The organism is Winkia sp. UMB3158, from assembly GCF_030217145.1.
GTDB classification, from domain to species: domain Bacteria; phylum Actinomycetota; class Actinomycetes; order Actinomycetales; family Actinomycetaceae; genus Winkia; species Winkia anitrata.
In genome coordinates, this window is record NZ_JASONH010000006.1 from 1 (window position 1) to 15,823 (window position 15,823).

Consider the following 15,823-nt stretch of genomic DNA (forward strand, 5'->3'; position numbering starts at 1 on the left):
TTTGATGGCATATTAGTGGCACGGGCGTGCCAAACCCTTGCAGCGACTACTCCCCTTTAGTCTCCCCCATCCTCCGCCAGCACCCCGCTGTCCCGTTGGAACGGCGGGGTTTTTCGTTGTAATTGGGCGGGAAAGTCCAAAGAGTGAATGCGCTTCGGTATGTGCCCGTAGCCGCTAATGTGCAACAAAATAGACCTAAAATAGGCCCGCCAAACCGGCGCGCTCTAGTGGGAAAACTAAAGTTACCCGGCGGAGGCTCGAACCCTTTCTTGAATTCTTTCGCCAGCTAGACCGGCGGCTGCCTACCGAGAGCACGGCCAGTTTGACTTGCTGGTCCACCAGCTAAACCTGGGCTTGTAAGTGCTGTGCGGCAGGGCGACCTCACCCCCGATAAGGCGGCAATTGCAGCCTGCGCGTAAAAAGTAATCAATTCGGCTATCTTAAGACTTTTCCCCTCCACAGGAATTGACGGCGAGCCTCGGTGTTTTTTCGACCTTTGGCGTTTTCAGCGAAACATGGTGTAGATCGCCAAGGCTGGACGAAAACACCATGGATCGACAGGCTCCCGCCCCTAGGCCCAACACCGCGAAGCCACCCTCGCCAATCGTCTAGGCGGAAGCAGAGTAAAGTCCTGCCTATACCAATGTCCGGTAAGGAGGACCAATGCACATCCCGCAGTGGACGGTGACCGCTTTCTTGAAACTCACGAGGGCGAACCGCGCCTACCTAGACCCGGCGGCGGCTCGGAAGCGAATCGCGAAAAGAGCGCTATTGCCCCAGCCGATTGTGCCACGCTTCTTTCCGGGAAAGACACAGGTGCGCATCAAGGTCACCTACTCGGCAGGCCAGTACATATACGTGCTAGTGCCAAATGATCAGCAGCCACGGGGCGCATTCGTGTACGTGCACGGGGGTGGCTGGGTCAACCAGATCGCACCCCAGCACTGGCAGTTAGCAGCCGAGATGGCCACCACCACCGGGCGGGCAGTTCTACTTCCTATCTACCCGCTCATACCTTTTGGCACGGCAGCGCAGGTGATCCCTTCCATAGGCCGGATCACCCTGGCGGCTAAAGAAAAGTTTGGAGAAGTCGCCTTAGGCGGGGACTCGGCTGGGGGCCAGATTGCACTGTCCGCGGCCCTCGAAATAAGAAAAACTGCCACCATGCCAATCGTTCTGATATCGCCCGCCCTCGACGCCACCTTCTCGAACCCACATATCCCCGCAGCGCAGCAGGCAGACCCGTGGCTGGGCGTACCCGGATGCAAAGTGTTCCTAGAAGAGTGGGCCGCAAGCACCCCGCTAACCGATCCGAAAGTCAGCCCTCTACTAGCACCCGCAACGGAGCTAGCCTCGCTAGGACCGGTCACGATCTTTACCGGTACCGCAGACATCTTCAACCCGGACGCCCACCTGCTCGCGCACAAGATCGCTGCCGAGGGCGGCCACTATGATCTGGTAGAAGAACCCTCAGGACTGCACGTTTACCCGCTTTTGCCAACGCGCGCCGGAGCTGCTGCACGGGCCCAAATCTGCGCCCTCATGCGCACCCATTAAGGCCTCCACCACCTACCCGCCTCCAGCGTTAGTTGCCCCGCCCTCGTTCTTTGGTCGGACCCCGAACGCGTGCTAAACCTGTATGCATGAGCGCAACAGCATGGATCATCCTATTCATTGCCGGCATTGGGGCGGGCCTTTCCAAAGGACTCATCCCAGGAGCGTGCATGATCGCGGTAGCACTCGCCGCGATCGTCTTGCCAGCGAAAGAATCAGTAGGGGTGCTACTGATCATTTTGCTGTTCGGCGATCTGCTAGCGCTGTGGTTTTACCGAAAGGACGCTAACTGGCCGATCCTGAAGAAGCTAATGCCCGTTGTTGTCCTAGGTGTCCTCTTGGGCACCGTGTTCTTACGCTTAGCCTCCGACGCGGTGGTTCGGTACGGCATCGGCATTGCCCTGATCGTCCTTACGCTTATGCAGCTTGCGATCACCTATATGCCGCACAAACATAGGGCGCCAAAGTCGCCTACTCTGCGCAATGTTTCCAGCGCCTTCTACGGCACCCTTGCCGGATTTGGCACGATGGTAGCCAATGCTGGTTCGCCCGCGCTGACCCTGTATCTGCTGTCAAGGCGAATGGATGTGAGGGCGTTCCTTGGCACCTCCACCTGGTTCTTCTTTCTAGTAAACGTAATCAAGACACCATTTTCGGTTTTCGCGGGCGTGCTCAGCTGGCACGCGTTCACCATTGCCCTACCGCTAATACCGGCCGTGGCCATCGGCGCCGTCATTGGCTACCTGCTGGCAAAACGGATTGACCAAAAGCTCTTCGACTTCCTTGCCTACGTGGTAACTATTGGCGGCGGCATCGTGCTGCTGGTGGCTTGAACTGGCCTCCGTCTGCCTCTCCCTTGTCCGGATCGGGGGCAGCATTAGACGCAGCTCCTAACATCCATACAATAGTTGACATGGATGCGATAATAACCGTGGCGGGAGTCGATCACACTGGAATTGTGTCGGCTGTTGCAAACGCCCTGGCTGAAGAAAAAGTAAACATTGTAAATATTTCGCAGACGCTGATGGACCAGTACTTCACGATGATCTTGCACTGCGAATTTGACGCCGACCGCCTGCCCATTTCTGCTTTGCAGGAACGCATGGGCAAGGTTGCCGCGGCCGAGAATCTGATCATCAAGGTTCAGTCCGAGGCCATTTTCGACGCCATGCACGAGGTATAACTTGGCTACTTACAACAAGATTCTAGATACGCTGCAGATGATCGAAGAGGATCGCCTGGACATCCGCACCGTAACCATGGGGATTTCGCTGCTGCAGTGTGCCGATCCCAACCTGGACCGCCTGTGCAAGAACATTTTCGACCGGGTAACCACGCAGGCGCAAAACCTAGTGCAGGTAGCCCGCGATATCGAGGGCGAACTGGGCATTCCCATTGTGAACAAGCGCGTGTCCGTGACTCCTATTGCGCTGGTGGCAGCCAGTGCGGCAAAGTCTGCCGAGGACATGGTGAAAGTGGCGCGCACTCTGGACGCTGCAGCCCGCGAGGTAGGAGTCGATTTTATTGGCGGCTACAGCGCCATTGTTGACAAGGACGCGACAACAGCTGACAAGCTGCTGATCGATTCGATCCCCCAGGCGCTGGCACAGACTGAATACGTCTGTTCGTCGGTGTCGATTGGTTCCTCGCGCTCCGGGATAAACATGTCTGCCGTAGCAAAGATGGGGCAGGTAGTGAAGCAGGCGGCCGAGGAGACTGCCGACCGCAGTGCCATCGGGGCTGCCAAGCTGGTCGTGTTCTGCAATTCCGTGGGCGACAACCCGTTCATGGCAGGCGCCTTCCACGGCGTTGCCGAACCGGATGTGGTGCTGTCCGTGGGCGTATCCGGGCCGGGGGTGGTGCGCCGCGCCCTCGAGAAGGCTTCCGGTCTGTCTTTTGGCAAGTGTGCCCAAACTATAAAGAGGGCGGCGTTCCAGATCACTCGCGTTGGCCAACTAGTTGGCAACATGGCGGCCGATCGGCTTGGGGTTCCCTTCGGCATCGTAGATCTGTCGCTCGCCCCCACCGCCGAGGTCGGCGATTCGGTTGCGCGCATCCTCGAAGAGATGGGCGTAGAGCGCGTGGGCGCACCCGGAACCACCGCCGCCCTCGCCCTGCTTAATGATGCGGTAAAGAAGGGTGGGCTGATGGCGTGTGGCCACGTGGGCGGCCTTTCTGGTTCCTTCATTCCCGTTTCGGAAGACATTGGCATGATCGAGGCAGCAGAAATGGGCGCGATCACCATCGACAAGCTGGAAGCAATGACGGCGATCTGTTCGGTGGGGTTGGACATGGTTGCGATCCCAGGAGACACCTCGGCCGACACTATTGCCGGCATGATCGCTGACGAGGCAGCCATCGGCATGATCAATCACAAGACCACCGCGGTGCGCGTAATTCCCGTACCCGGCATGAACGTGGGCCAGACCGTAGAGTTCGGCGGATTGCTGGGGCGCGCGCCAATTATGGAAGTGTCTAAATATTCCTCTAGTGCACTGGTAGCCCGCGGCGGTCGCATCCCCTCGCCAGTGCACGGCTTTAAGAACTAAACGCTAGCTGCGGCCGGTTATAGAAACTAAACACAGTTAGGAGTCCGGATGGATTTCAGCCAGTTCACTGCCCTGACCGTTGCCTGGGTGGCAATCATTATTACGCCCGGGCCGGATTTCTTTCTGACGTTGCGTTCTGGCACGATTTCCCGCCTCCACGGGCTAAAGACTGCGGCGGGAATTGTGCTGGGTGTACTGCTGTGGCTGGCTGCAGCGATTGCTGGCTTGGGCGCTATTGCGAAGGCTTTCCCCTGGGCGATCACCATCATTTCGGTGCTTGGCGGCTTCTACCTGATCTGGTTGGGGTGGCAGGCTATCCGTTCTGCTCTTGCTGCGCGCCGTCCTGCCGAGGACGGCAAAGAGGAGGTCAAGGACTACCTGAATTCGCACCCATTCCGGTCCGGGTTGCTGACTAATCTGACTAACCCGAAGGCGGTCATCTTCTTCGGCGCCATCTTGTCTAATTTCCTGCCCACGAACCTATCTGTCCTGTCCATGAGCGCCATGGTGGTCTACCTGATCAGCATGGAAGTGATCTGGTTTGGGGCGGTAGCGCTGCTAATTTCTACCCCGAAGGTACAGCGGTGGGTAAACCGCTACCGTTCTGTGATGGATGGGGGCACCGGCATCATCATGCTGGTGCTGGCTACCGTGCTGTTGGGTAAGGGCGTAGCCGAAGTGTTCTAGCGGGCCTCTGAGGGCGACTAAGCCGCCCTAGGGTCGGGCCCGCCAGCTCGCTTAGTTCAGAGTTCCTGGCGGATTGGCCAGTTCTTCGGAGGGACGCCAGTCGCGCCGCACGTGTTCTTCTTCGTGTTCGATGGCGGCCTGCGGGTTGATCCACCCGCGTCCGCTCTTGCCCCAGTAGAACAGGCCGGACAGCACTGCGGCTATGAAGATGATGCTCATGACGATCAGCACCGGCCACGGCCCCACCGAGAAGATTAGTGGAGCAACCATGGCGGTAATGATGCCGCCGCCGAAGAAGGGTTCGAATACCAGCTGTTTGAAGCCGAACGCTTCGAAGCAGGGCGACTTGCCTTCCGGGTCGACGATGCGCATCAGGATCAGGCCGGTGGCGGTAACGCCCATGCCCTGCCCGAAGTCGCCAATGCCGCGTTCAAACCAGTATTCGGGGATGGTGCGTGGGGTCAGCCACAGCAGCACAAACAGGTTTAGCACCACGCCGCCAAGGCACAGCACGAGGAACGGCACCAGGTTGTCTGAAATGGCCTTGATAGAGATAGTTGCCATGGCAGCCAGAATCAAGATGTCCAGTGCAAGGCCTTGAATACGAAGCATCATTTGCGAATCGATGATGTGCGAGTAGCCAACGGCTTTCAGCAGCACCTGCACAATAATGCCGCCGATCATTGCCAGCGGGAACAGGGGCACGAAGGCCATCAACTTGATGTGGTCAATCCACAGCATCTGTTCCATCCACTGCAGCCCGGAAAGCATTGCCTGGCCGATCAGGATTGCCAGTGCAAGGAACGCTACGTGCAATGACAGGGGTTCGATCGAGGACGGACGCACGGTCATGTGTGCTGCCACGTAGTTTTCGTCAGAACGGAACAGACCCTGCTGCTCTTCGACAGAGCGGTTAGCCGTCTCTTTGACAATCTGGGTGCGGCCGGTGCGCACGGCCCAGTTGATCAGCGCAACGCCTAGGACTACGCCCCCTACGAGGCCGACAGTAGCAACACCGATGGAAAGGTCGCCGCCCTCGGACCACCCTAATTCTTTGAACACGGGGATCATGCCGGCGGCGGTACCGTGTCCGCCCTCGTAACCAATTTCGATCAGTGCGCCCGCCATTGGGGAAATACCGAACAGTGGCACCAATATGGCAACGGTCAGTAGCAGGCCGGCAACGTATTGGCCAGTTGCCATTGCCACGCCAACCGATAGCTGGGGGCCCGCAATATTGACGATGCGTTTAGGACCCGGCAGATCCTGGCCCATGAACAGCGTGGCAAACACTACTGAGATTAGCAGCCCCGGAAGGGTTGACCAGATGCTGAGGACGTTTTCCCCTAGCAGCCCGCCGTCGGCAAACTGGTGGTAGCCGAGCTTGTCAGCGATCGCCCCAAAAACGCCGGGCCCAAGAAAGAGCGCGACGAATCCGCCTACGATTGACGAGGGGAGGAAGATCTTTTGAATCCACCTTACTTTTACGCGCAGCACCTTGCCGATAAGCAAAAATATGCCCAGCAACAGCAATGCGAAGCCAACTTGTTTTGCGTCCATTACCTGCTCCTCTGCTAGTTAACGGGACCCCTGTAGCCCTGGGATCAGCTAGCGCGAGGCGCAGCAGATTAAGGTGCGTGGGTCAAGACACTGCTTCAGTTGTATAAAATCTTTCTAAAGAATGTCAATTTTTAGCCATGCCTGCATGACTCCATGTCACTAAAGCAAAATGGTTCCCAAATTTGCCGCCAAGGCAAATTTACTTAGTCGCCTTAGATTCAGTAGCAGCGTACAAATCTTTCAACTGGGTATTGAAGTAGGGCGAGCCCATGAAGGAATCGTCCTGCGGACCAAAGGAGGACAGTCCGCGAACATAGCCCACCTCGGCCGCCTTGCTGTAGTGAGCAAGCCACGGCCCACCGGAGGCGCCGACGCCAAACTTCGAACCGGCAATGGTACTAAAACGCCGCTCCCCCCAGTCGTAGCTCTTGCCGTCGCCCTCGAAGAAAGACACCTGTTCGCCCTCCTTAATGTCGCTGGGATAGCCCACCATCAGCGCGTGGAAGTTCAGCGGACCCCCTGCAATAAGGCCGTGCCCACCTACTTCGTCAACTACCTTTTTGCCCTTCGAATTCGGCGCGGTTTCTACCATAGCCACATCGCCTACTACCCCATCCACACTAAAGTTGTACTTTGTCCACTCGGGGGTGGTGCGCATCTTCTTGGCAGCGAACTTGCCGTGCGGGGCCTGCCCATCCTTGTATCCAGGCACGAACACCCAGTTCTTCACCCACTTCTTCGACCGAGCCGAGATCACGCAGTGCCCTGCGGTCAGCACCACGGTCTTCTTTGGGGTATTCACGGCAGCGGCCGAGCAGCGCGAATCGTGGTCGAGCGCCGGATCCCGGTAGAACACTTTGCCATTTACGGCTCCCACCGCCGTCACCTTCGTGTCATCACTCTTGGAATACGCCGCCTTGCCGAGGGGAGCTTTCGGCTGAGTGAGCACCGTTTCCTGCTCCGTATAGTCTGCGGGCATCTTCGCTGTTGGCGCGGCGCTACGGGTGCGGATTCGCGTCCGGAAGGGTGTCGAGGGCGACTCTGGCGGCTGCGCGGCACGCATCCGCTGTGGCGTCCAATATTCAACCGTGAGCTCCGGATCGGCCTGCTCGGGAGAAGTAATAGTGCCATCCGCGCCGCCGACGGGTAGCTCATCTGCTCCTGCTGCCGGGACCATAACAACTGTAGCGATCATTGCGAGCGCTGCTACTGCGCCCAGCGAAGACTTCCTTGCCGACATCGCGACCCTTTCCATTGGGAGAACATTTACCAGAGTATAAGGTGCGCGAGCGTATGCACAGGGGTTAGGCGCGTGAGAGTAGGTACATTAGTCCAGGCCGGCGCCCTAATACGGCCAGCTAGTTGGCATGCATGGCGGCTTCGTGGTGCTCGTGCCCAGGTTCTTCGAGCTGGAAGGTGCAGTGATCAATCCCCCACTGATGTTGGGCCGTATGGGTCAGCTCGTCCAAGATGCGCGGCCCGGATCCATCAACCCACGCCTGCTCGCTGACGCGCACGTGCGCACTCAACACCGGCACGCCTGAGGTCAGCGCCCACACGTGCAGCGAGTGGATTGCGTCTACGCCCTTGGCGGCAGCTAGCGAGGCGCGGATTTCCTTGACATTCATACCTTCCGGCACGCCTTGCATGATGATGTTTACCGCCTTTTTCAGCAGGACGAAGGTGCGCGGCAAGATGATCAAGCCCACGGCGGCCGCAGCGATGGCGTCGATCCGGTTCCACCCGAAGGCAACGTTCAGCACCCCCGAGAGGATGATACCGGCGGCGCCGATGCCATCACTCATGACTTCGAGGAAGGCGGCTTTCACGTTCAAAGATTCTTTTTGCCCGCCGGCCAGCAGGAAGAGCGACACGGCCGAACCGATAACGCCAACTACCGCAAAGCCGATCACGCCCACGCCGTGCACCTGCGGCGGGTTAATCCAGCGATCTACCGCCTCGTAGGCAATGAAGACACCCACCCCTAGCAATAAGAAGCAATTGATGAGGACGGCAATAATCTCCGCCCTCATCCACCCGTAGGTGCGCCTGGGGGAAGCCTTGCGGGTTGCCAGCCAGGCAGCTATCAGGGCGATCAGAATGCCCGAAGAATCGACGGTCATGTGCATCGCTTCGGCGACTAGGGCCAGGGAGTTTGCCCACCAGGCGCCGATCAGTTCAGCGAGGATGATTAGTAGGTAAATAAAGAAGACAATTAGTAGGCGGCCCCGGTGGGCGCCGGTGGCGGTTTGCTCGCCGACCCCGTGATCGTGGCTGTGGCTATGGCTGTGGCCCATTACAATTCCTAGTTCTTTAATTCGTTTCGTGACGCACGTGATCGAGCGTGAGCTGCAAGGATGCTTTCACGTGGGTGTCAATAATGCGGTAGTAGGCCATGCGGCCCTCGCGACGGACGGCAACTACGTGGTGCGTGCGAGGTGGCCGATTCGTTCATCTGGGCTAACTGTGCCAAGTCCCCTACGCACATTTCGTCGACCTCTAGGAGTACCAGCAGCAGCCGCAACCGGGCCGGATCGCCAAACAGTCGCATAATCTGCGCAATCTGCTGTATTTCATCTTCGGCGGGCAGGGTGGCCCGCAGTAATTCAAAACGCGGCTTGTCTGCGTCACATTCGGCTTGCGCATTACTCGATGCCACCACAAGCACCCCTTTTAGTTTCACACCTGAACAACTGTTCAGACATTAAGATAACTGACTTGGGGGCGGCGCGCAAGACGCTAGCGCACCCACACTCGATCGCATGCATATCTTGCCTTCCCCTCGCCCCTACCAAAAAGAAGTCTTGCCGCTAGCGGGCGCACTGATCGCCGCGGTGGCGGAGTGCCCCGATCGCTAGCGTCAAGACTGTTGTGGCAAACGCTTAACTCAAGCAAGCAGCTGCGCGGTTTAGGCCGGCGGAAAGAAGCCCACGTGCGAATAGAACACGGTAAACGATAGGAACACCCACGTGACACCGCAACCCCATGTCAGCAGGGTGGCGATGCGGCCGACCCACTTATTTTCGGGGGCGAAGGGGGCAAGCATCGCCGCAATCCCACTGAAACCGTACAGGCACATAACCATAAGTGGCTCCCAAATTTGCCCCGCCATCAAGCGGGCGATGGGTTCAATGTCTGGCGGCCGCCACATGCCGAAGTGCATTCCTGCGATGGCGAACATGACTAAGCCGACACCTCCAACCGCGGCCACGTAAAGGATTGGGCGCAGCGTGCCGACTAGATCGAGCGGCCGCTCCTTGCGGTCAGCGGCCTTTTGCGCGGCAATAATTGCTAGCCCGGCAATAAAGGTGAGCAGTCCGTATAGCGCTGCAGGCTCGCCGAAGGTGACGTTGTCAACGGTGCAGCAAAATGCGCCGTCGACCTCTTTTAGCGGCCACATCAGCGTCATGTACATGCCGGTCACGCCCAGATATGCGCCGAGGGCGACGAAGGCCCACCCCCAGCCTGTCAGGGTGCGTGCCTTTCCTGGCACCGCTGCCTGCGCGCGGGCTGCGGTGCGGGCGAACACGACTGCCAGAATCATGATGGTGCCGGCTACCAGCGCCATTGTCGTATTGAAAGTAACCCCCTGCATTATCATGACTACCTCCTTTCTGCCAGGACGGCCTGGCGGATACTAAGGAGGGCCACACTAGCCCCGAAGGTGATGCACCAGCAGAGGGCGCCAATGTCCCTGCCAGTTTCACTGGATGCAGTTACCCAAAAGATGATTCCAACTAACACTCCAATCACAATCACGGGCCAGAGTATTTTCACGATCAGGCTTGCCCAACGCCGCGCGGCTTCGTCGTCGACCTCGGCGGGCAACCCGGTAAAGCTATCTAAGTTGTCCATACCTGTTACCTTAGTCCTATAAAACCGCTTTGACCAGAGCATTATGAGAATCTTCTAATTAAATATCTAATTTCTGCCACTGGCGATACCGCCTCTCATCCGCTAATTGACGGTGCACCAGGTCACCTTATTTCCTAGACTTTTTGTATGAACATTGGAAAATCTGACTTGGAAGTTTCTGGAATTGCGCTGGGCGCAAACCCCTTCGGGTGGACCGCTGACGAAGCTACTACCTACAAAATTTTGGACGCCTTCGCCGATGCGGGCGGCAACATGATCGACACCGCTGACGTGTATTCGGCGTGGGCGCCAGGCAACCAGGGCGGAGAATCTGAATCCGCCATGAAGCGTTGGCTCTCTGCCAATCGGGAGAAAGTGCTGGTTGCCACCAAGGTCGGCCAGAAGCCGGACAGGAAGGGGTTGGCTCCCGAAAATATCCGTAAGGCGGCGCAGGAGTCAGCCGAGCGCATGGGGGTCGAACAGATCGACTTGTATTACGCACACGAGGACGATCCCGAGGTGCCGATGGACGAGTTCGCCCACGCTTTTTCGGAGTTGGCCGAGGAGGGCCTGATCCGCGAGATCGGGATATCGAACTTTGAGCCGACTCGCTTTACCGAGTGGATGCAGATCGCGAAGAAGAACGGATTCCGCGCTCCGGTGGCGATGCAGCCGCATTACAACCTGGTCACGCGCGCCGATTTCGAGGACGAGCGCGCCCCGATAGCCCGGGAATACAACTTGGCGGTGTTCCCCTACTTCTCGCTCGCTTCCGGCTTCTTGACTGGCAAGTACAAGCGGGATGAACCTGTGCGCGGGGACCGCAAGGACATGGTTGCGCCCTACCTGAACGACCAGGCTTTCGACACGGTTGACCAACTGAAGGCCATTGCCGACAAGCGGTCAGTCACTCCGGGTGCGGTGGCGCTAGCGTGGCTGCACGCTCAGGACACGGTGGCGGCCCCGCTCGCTTCAGCCCGCAACACCGAGCAGCTGGAGCAGATTATGGTTGGCGCTACCTTGCAGCTCGACCCGGACGAGGTCGAAGCACTAACTAAGGTGTCCCAGGGACTATAACCGTCCCTTTTGCCACATCTACCGCCCTCGGCGCGAGTCTGCCACCGCCCCGAGGGCGGTACTTTTTAAACCGATTTGCACGGTCGATGGTAAGTCGCCCTCGCATGCAAGAATTCACATTTCTGACATCTCCGCAGCACATGGCCAATGGTGACGCACTCCACATTCTTGAATGATTTTCATTTTTCCGCAGCGCCGCGCGAAAGAGTCCCTGAAGGAAAAATATGGCAACTTTTCCATGTGGGCGTGTAAGTCAAAAAGCTAATCACATTGATGTAACCTACCTATGTGCCAACCACTAGATATGGGGTCTAGGGCGTCTGGCTAACACAAGATATTGCTTCTACCTGGGGGGTTACGAAATGGTTACCGCGGCTGCTAACACGAAGGAAACGACACTGGTCGAAAAACGTGATGGCCGAACGGTAACTTTCGACGCCAGCAAGATTTACCGGGCTGTCTACCTAGCCATGAACGATCAAGGGATTGATGATCCAGCATTCGTTTCCGACACCACAGAGGACGCGATCGCTTCCCTGCCGGACGGCACATTAGACATCCCCACCATTCAACGTGCGGTCGAGGATGCGCTCATGTCCTCCAGGTACCCACAGGTTGCGCGCGCCTACATCGAGTACCGCCACGACCGCGACAAGGCACGCGAAACCGCGATGGACGTTTCCGCCTCCTTAGATAAGCTGATGCGTCGCGACAAGACCGTGGTAAACGAGAACGCGAACAAGGATTCGACCGTTTTCAACACCCAGCGCGATCTGACCGCCGGTTCGGTGGCGCGCGCCTACGCCCTCAAAAATTTACTGCCCCCCGCAGTGGCGAACGCGCACATTAAAGGCGAGATCCACTTCCATGACCTGGATTACAACCCGTTCCAACCAATGACTAACTGCTGCCTGATCGACATCAAGGGCATGTTGGCCGAGGGCTTCCAGATTGGCAACGCGCGGGTAGAATCTCCCCGTTCCATCAATACGGCTACGGCGCAGATTGCGCAGATTATCGCGAATGTGGCGTCCTCACAGTACGGTGGCTGCTCGGTGGATCGCGCCGACGAAGTCTTGGCGCCGTACGCACAGATCAACTACGAAAAGCACGTACGGGATGCGGAGCAGTGGGTTGCCCCCGAAAAGCAGCACGACTACGCCATGGCGAAGACCCGCAAGGACATTTACGACGCGATGCAGTCTTTGGAATACGAGATCAATACGCTGTATTCCTCGAATGGGCAGACTCCGTTTGTCACTTTAGGCTTCGGCCTGGGAACCTCCGAGTTTGAGCGCGAGATCCAGAAGGCCATTTTGCAGGTACGGATAAAGGGGATCGGAAAGGATCATTACACTGCAATTTTCCCGAAGCTGGTGTTTGGGCTGCGCCGCGGCGTCAATTTGGATCCATCTGACCCGAATTATGACATCAAGCAGTTGGCACTTGAATGCTCCACTAAGCGCATGTACCCAGATGTCTTGTCCTACGACAAGCTGACGGAAATAGAGGGCGACTACAAGGCACCCATGGGTTGCCGTTCATTCTTGCCGAAGTGGGTGGATCCAGAAACCGGCGAGGCAGTTAATGCAGGCCGTAACAATCTTGGCGTGGTCACTTTGAACGTGCCGCGCATTGCGATGGAGGCGCACGGAGATCAGGATCGTTTCTGGCAGTTGTTCGATGAGCGCATGCAGGTAGTTAAGGAAGCCCTTGTCTTTCGCGCGAAACGGTGCGAGGACGCTACCCCGGACAACGCCCCGATCCTGTACAAGCATGGTGCCTTTGGGATTCGTGCGGGCGAGGGCGAGCAATCCGTTACGCAGTTCTTCCACAACCAGCGTTCTACGCTATCTATTGGTTACATTGGCCTGTATGAGACGGCTACTTGCTTCTACGGCCCGAATTGGGAATCTAACCCGCAGGCGAAGGATTTCACCCTGAGAGTAGTGCGCAAGCTGTCTGCTTACGCCGATCAGTGGAAGCGCGAATACCCGTACTGGTTTAGCGTCTATTCCACTCCCTCGGAATCGTTGACGGATCGTTTTTGCAGATTGGACCGGCAAAAGTTTGGCTCAGTGCCGGATATTACGCAGAAGGACTACTACACGAATTCCTTCCATTATGACGTGCGCAAGAAGATCACGCCCTTCGAGAAGATCGATTTCGAGTCCCCATATGAACCGTACACAAAGGGCGGTTTCATCCACTACTGCGAGTACCCAAAGCTGACCCACAATGCGAAGGCCCTGGAGGCCGTATGGGATTACGCCTATGACAAGGTGGCGTACCTGGGCACTAACACGCCGATCGATAAGTGCTTTGTGTGCGGCTTTGAGGGCGAGTTCCTGCCTACCGAGGAGGGTTTCAAATGCCCTGACTGCGGCAACGCTGACCCGAATTCGTGCGACGTAGTCAAACGAACCTGCGGCTATCTTGGAAACCCGCAGAAGCGGCCCATGGTGCATGGACGCCACACTGAGATCGCTTCGCGAGTAAAACACATGGATGGACCCACCCGATGACCGTCCCTCCGTCTACCCCGTCGGTCCGCGAGCAAGTCGATTATGCTCGCGGCCACGGGGTACGCCAACCGAAAATTGGCCAGTGGGACGGCCGGTTACTTTCGCGCAACTACGTTGCCGACTACAAGCCATTCAACTTTGTTGACGGCGAAGGCGTGCGCTGTTCCCTCTATATGTCTGGGTGTCCCTTCAAGTGCCCGGGCTGCTACAACAAGGCGGCGCAATCTTTCCAGTATGGCAGCCCTTACGATGACCGGTTAGAAGAACGGATTTTTGCCGATCTGGCCAAACCTTACGTGGCTGGACTGTCACTACTGGGCGGGGAACCTTTTTTGGCAACCCCCGTCCTACTTCCGTTACTACAGCAGCTGCGCACCAAGTTCGGCGACACCAAAACAGTATGGGCTTGGTCTGGATACACCTGGGAGCAGTTGCGGATGGAGAATAAGGACAAGCGGGAGCTGCTTGCTATGTGTGATGTGTTGGTTGATGGGCCATTCATTCAGGCGGAATTTGATCCGAACTTGCCTTTCCGTGGATCAGCAAACCAACGGATAATTGACGTCTCTGCGTCCGAAATAGCTGGTAGGGCTACTATCTGGCAGAGTAAAGCCACAGCTCGCAGTATTGTTGATTAACATCACATAAATTAATATGAATTAATCTTTTAACCCGACTAATAGCTCACGCAGCCGCCTCTCACGCACTATTCAGCGACTTTGGGAAAAATTTAAGATTGGAAGGTTTTCATACGCGCACCCCCTTTAATATTAGAAATTTTCATCTTCTTGAACGTGTGGTGTCGCTGATAAATACCTGTTTAGAATGGTCGCGTACCGATCACCTCCACCTGGTAGGTTTTCGGTAGTTTTCCAGTGGTGCGCATGGCGTGCCTTCGTAACCGACTCAGAAAGTTCGACCGATGAAATCTCGAGTTCTCGTAGTACCCGCCCTCGCAGCAGCCCTACTTACCCCCGTTCTGCCCGCAGTTGCCTCCGCTGAAGCTGCTCCCGCACCGGCCGCTGTTGCCTCCGCTCCCGCAAAGACTAAGACCGAAGCTAAGAAGATGCTGACCAACGTCAACGGCCGCATCGACACCCTGAAGAAGCAGGAAGCCGTCCTGCCCACCGGTGATTACAAGGCCCAGGTAAAGGACCTTCTGAAGACCGCCTTCGACCTGAAGGACACCCTGATTGCCATCGCTAAGGGCGACATCAGCGCGTTCGACATGCAGACCATCGAGGCCCGCTACCAGCTGACCCTGACTATTGCGGACACGATCAAGACTGCTACCACCAAGCTGACCAACAAGGTGCAGGCCACCCACATTGAGCTCGGACTGGCCACCACCAAGGCTGTCCTGAAGTTGATCAACCTGACCAACTCCTCCGCCGATCTTGAAGCCGCTCAGAAGGAACTGAAGGGCGTGCTCGCCAAGGTTTCCCAGTACCCCGACCTGACTGCCAAGGACACCGCCACCATCTACGTGAAGGCGAAGCTTGACAAGGTCATCTGGAACACCCGTTTCGACCGCGACAAGCACATCCTGGGCAAGAAGTCCTTCGAGACCTACAACACCTTGAACTCCAACATCACCAAGGCTGTTGGCGTTTGGTTCAACGCTCACGCCACCGTTGCTGACGTTGACAAGGCTATTGCCGATCTGCAGGCTGCTTACAAGACCGCCGAGGCCGGCAAGTAAACCTGCACTAATTTAGCTAAGGCTTTCAGGCTTTAGAAACTCTGGGAAAGGTGGGACCCTTCGGGGTTCCACCTTTCCCACATTTAACAGGCAAATCAGGCAGCGGACTTGCCAGCGATTCAGTACGTGCCAGCTGGCAAGATTGGCGCAAATGGGAAGGCTGGTGAGCTTCGCCCTCGATGTGGGATCGGCGTGCGCGGGCCTTGGCATTATTTCCCGCCCCTTAGTGTTTTCCGCGAAACATGGTGTAGATCGCCAAGGTTCGACGAAACGCCGAGGTTCACGAAAGCACTGAGGGACTACAGTCCCCTGGC

At 57.2% G+C, this 15,823-nt stretch carries 15 protein-coding genes; 9 read left to right on the forward strand and 6 right to left on the reverse strand.

Annotated elements, in window-relative coordinates; genetic code table 11:
* The first annotated feature begins 663 nt into the window (after window positions 1-663).
* The 5 genes from QP400_RS07525 (at window position 664) to QP400_RS07545 (ending at window position 4,790) form a co-directional block, all read left to right on the forward strand.
* The gene (locus QP400_RS07525; RefSeq protein ID WP_004806706.1) at window positions 664-1,557 is read left to right on the forward strand and encodes an alpha/beta hydrolase fold domain-containing protein; all 894 of its coding nucleotides are present in this window, start codon (window positions 664-666) and stop codon (window positions 1,555-1,557) included.
* 86 nt (window positions 1,558-1,643) lie between these two features.
* The gene (locus QP400_RS07530; RefSeq protein ID WP_040315108.1) at window positions 1,644-2,387 is read left to right on the forward strand and encodes a sulfite exporter TauE/SafE family protein; all 744 of its coding nucleotides are present in this window, start codon (window positions 1,644-1,646) and stop codon (window positions 2,385-2,387) included.
* Window positions 2,388-2,467: 80 nt separating this feature from the next.
* Window positions 2,468-2,737, forward strand: a complete 270-nt coding sequence (locus QP400_RS07535) for an ACT domain-containing protein (protein WP_004806710.1) — start codon at window positions 2,468-2,470, stop codon at window positions 2,735-2,737.
* Window position 2,738: 1 nt separating this feature from the next.
* Window positions 2,739-4,103, forward strand: coding sequence for a PFL family protein (locus tag QP400_RS07540; protein WP_004806712.1), 1,365 nt, complete (start codon window positions 2,739-2,741; stop codon window positions 4,101-4,103).
* Between the two features lie 48 nt (window positions 4,104-4,151).
* The gene (locus QP400_RS07545) at window positions 4,152-4,790 is read left to right on the forward strand and encodes a LysE family translocator (RefSeq protein WP_004806714.1); all 639 of its coding nucleotides are present in this window, start codon (window positions 4,152-4,154) and stop codon (window positions 4,788-4,790) included.
* Window positions 4,791-4,841: 51 nt separating this feature from the next.
* Here the strand turns inward: QP400_RS07545 and QP400_RS07550 are convergent, their stop codons facing one another.
* From QP400_RS07550 to QP400_RS07575, 6 genes are all read right to left on the reverse strand, one after another.
* Entirely contained in the window at window positions 4,842-6,350 is a 1,509-nt protein-coding gene (locus QP400_RS07550) for a sodium/glutamate symporter (RefSeq protein ID WP_004806715.1), read from the reverse strand.
* A 199-nt stretch (window positions 6,351-6,549) separates the two neighbouring features.
* On the reverse strand, window positions 6,550-7,590 hold the full coding sequence (locus QP400_RS07555) for a trypsin-like serine peptidase (RefSeq protein ID WP_004806716.1): 1,041 nt from the start codon (window positions 7,588-7,590) through the stop codon (window positions 6,550-6,552).
* A 118-nt stretch (window positions 7,591-7,708) separates the two neighbouring features.
* On the reverse strand, window positions 7,709-8,647 hold the full coding sequence (locus QP400_RS07560; RefSeq protein ID WP_004806718.1) for a cation diffusion facilitator family transporter: 939 nt from the start codon (window positions 8,645-8,647) through the stop codon (window positions 7,709-7,711).
* Window positions 8,648-8,724: 77 nt separating this feature from the next.
* A complete protein-coding gene (locus tag QP400_RS07565; protein ID WP_285462617.1) occupies window positions 8,725-9,009 on the reverse strand; it encodes an ArsR family transcriptional regulator in 285 nt (94 codons plus the stop codon).
* A gap of 249 nt (window positions 9,010-9,258) precedes the next feature.
* Window positions 9,259-9,945 carry a DUF981 family protein gene (locus QP400_RS07570; RefSeq protein WP_239659972.1) on the reverse strand — a complete coding sequence of 229 codons (687 nt, stop codon included), beginning with the start codon at window positions 9,943-9,945 and terminating at the stop codon, window positions 9,259-9,261.
* Window positions 9,946-9,953: 8 nt separating this feature from the next.
* Window positions 9,954-10,205 carry a hypothetical protein gene (locus QP400_RS07575; RefSeq protein ID WP_004806723.1) on the reverse strand — a complete coding sequence of 84 codons (252 nt, stop codon included), beginning with the start codon at window positions 10,203-10,205 and terminating at the stop codon, window positions 9,954-9,956.
* A gap of 147 nt (window positions 10,206-10,352) precedes the next feature.
* Here QP400_RS07575 and QP400_RS07580 point away from each other — a divergent pair, with 147 nt between their 5' ends.
* From QP400_RS07580 to QP400_RS07595, 4 genes are all read left to right on the forward strand, one after another.
* Complete coding sequence (locus QP400_RS07580; RefSeq protein WP_004806724.1) at window positions 10,353-11,282, forward strand: aldo/keto reductase; 930 nt, start codon at window positions 10,353-10,355, stop codon at window positions 11,280-11,282.
* 362 nt (window positions 11,283-11,644) lie between these two features.
* Window positions 11,645-13,807: an anaerobic ribonucleoside-triphosphate reductase gene (gene nrdD / locus QP400_RS07585; RefSeq protein ID WP_004806725.1), complete on the forward strand. Its 2,163-nt coding sequence runs from the start codon at window positions 11,645-11,647 to the stop codon at window positions 13,805-13,807.
* On the forward strand, window positions 13,804-14,445 hold the full coding sequence (gene nrdG / locus QP400_RS07590; protein WP_004806726.1) for an anaerobic ribonucleoside-triphosphate reductase activating protein: 642 nt from the start codon (window positions 13,804-13,806) through the stop codon (window positions 14,443-14,445). Before nrdD ends, nrdG begins: the two co-directional genes overlap by 4 nt.
* 284 nt (window positions 14,446-14,729) lie before the next feature.
* Window positions 14,730-15,509 (forward strand): CAMP factor family pore-forming toxin, encoded by a 780-nt coding sequence (locus QP400_RS07595; RefSeq protein ID WP_004806728.1) that lies wholly within the window; start codon window positions 14,730-14,732, stop codon window positions 15,507-15,509.
* The last annotated feature ends 314 nt before the right edge of the window (window positions 15,510-15,823 follow it).

Bases quoted from the DNA above. Each gene is read 5' to 3' on its own strand.
- QP400_RS07525 (WP_004806706.1), top strand. From the start codon at position 664: ATGCACATCCCGCAGTGGACGGTGACCGCTTTCTTGAAACTCACGAGG.
- QP400_RS07530 (WP_040315108.1), top strand. From the start codon at position 1,644: ATGAGCGCAACAGCATGGATCATCCTATTCATTGCCGGCATTGGGGCG.
- QP400_RS07535 (WP_004806710.1), top strand. From the start codon at position 2,468: ATGGATGCGATAATAACCGTGGCGGGAGTCGATCACACTGGAATTGTG.
- QP400_RS07545 (WP_004806714.1), top strand. From the start codon at position 4,152: ATGGATTTCAGCCAGTTCACTGCCCTGACCGTTGCCTGGGTGGCAATC.
- QP400_RS07550 (WP_004806715.1), bottom strand. From the start codon at position 6,350: ATGGACGCAAAACAAGTTGGCTTCGCATTGCTGTTGCTGGGCATATTT.
- QP400_RS07555 (WP_004806716.1), bottom strand. From the start codon at position 7,590: ATGTCGGCAAGGAAGTCTTCGCTGGGCGCAGTAGCAGCGCTCGCAATG.
- QP400_RS07560 (WP_004806718.1), bottom strand. From the start codon at position 8,647: ATGGGCCACAGCCATAGCCACAGCCACGATCACGGGGTCGGCGAGCAA.
- QP400_RS07570 (WP_239659972.1), bottom strand. From the start codon at position 9,945: ATGCAGGGGGTTACTTTCAATACGACAATGGCGCTGGTAGCCGGCACC.
- QP400_RS07575 (WP_004806723.1), bottom strand. From the start codon at position 10,205: ATGGACAACTTAGATAGCTTTACCGGGTTGCCCGCCGAGGTCGACGAC.
- QP400_RS07580 (WP_004806724.1), top strand. From the start codon at position 10,353: ATGAACATTGGAAAATCTGACTTGGAAGTTTCTGGAATTGCGCTGGGC.
- nrdD (WP_004806725.1), top strand. From the start codon at position 11,645: ATGGTTACCGCGGCTGCTAACACGAAGGAAACGACACTGGTCGAAAAA.
- nrdG (WP_004806726.1), top strand. From the start codon at position 13,804: ATGACCGTCCCTCCGTCTACCCCGTCGGTCCGCGAGCAAGTCGATTAT.
- QP400_RS07595 (WP_004806728.1), top strand. From the start codon at position 14,730: ATGAAATCTCGAGTTCTCGTAGTACCCGCCCTCGCAGCAGCCCTACTT.